The organism is Pseudoalteromonas rubra (assembly GCF_000238295.3).
GTDB lineage: Bacteria > Pseudomonadota > Gammaproteobacteria > Enterobacterales > Alteromonadaceae > Pseudoalteromonas > Pseudoalteromonas rubra.
Genome location: NZ_AHCD03000001.1, coordinates 1 through 502, shown reverse-complemented (window position 1 = coordinate 502; position 502 = coordinate 1). Strand labels below are relative to the sequence as shown.

At 51.4% G+C, this 502-nt stretch carries 1 rRNA gene; it reads left to right on the top strand.

The annotated features are described in order from the left end of the window. Positions 1 to 502, top strand: a 23S ribosomal RNA gene (locus PRUB_RS00005); the annotation flags it as partial.

The window sequence follows — 502 nt, the reverse complement described above, 5'->3', positions numbered from 1 at the left end:
TATAGACCCGAAACCCGGTGATCTAGCCATGGGCAGGTTGAAGGTCAGGTAACACTGACTGGAGGACCGAACCCACTAACGTTGAAAAGTTAGGGGATGACCTGTGGCTAGGAGTGAAAGGCTAATCAAACCGGGAGATAGCTGGTTCTCCCCGAAATCTATTTAGGTAGAGCCTCGGACGAATACTTACGGGGGTAGAGCACTGTTAAGGCTAGGGGGTCATCCCGACTTACCAACCCTTTGCAAACTCCGAATACCGTAAAGTACTATCCGGGAGACACACGGTGGGTGCTAACGTCCATCGTGGAGAGGGAAACAACCCAGACCGTCAGCTAAGGTCCCAAAGTGTATGTTAAGTGGGAAACGATGTGGGAAGGCTAAAACAGCTAGGAGGTTGGCTTAGAAGCAGCCATCCTTTAAAGAAAGCGTAATAGCTCACTAGTCGAGTCGGCCTGCGCGGAAGATGTAACGGGGCTAAACATACCACCGAAGCTACGGCTGC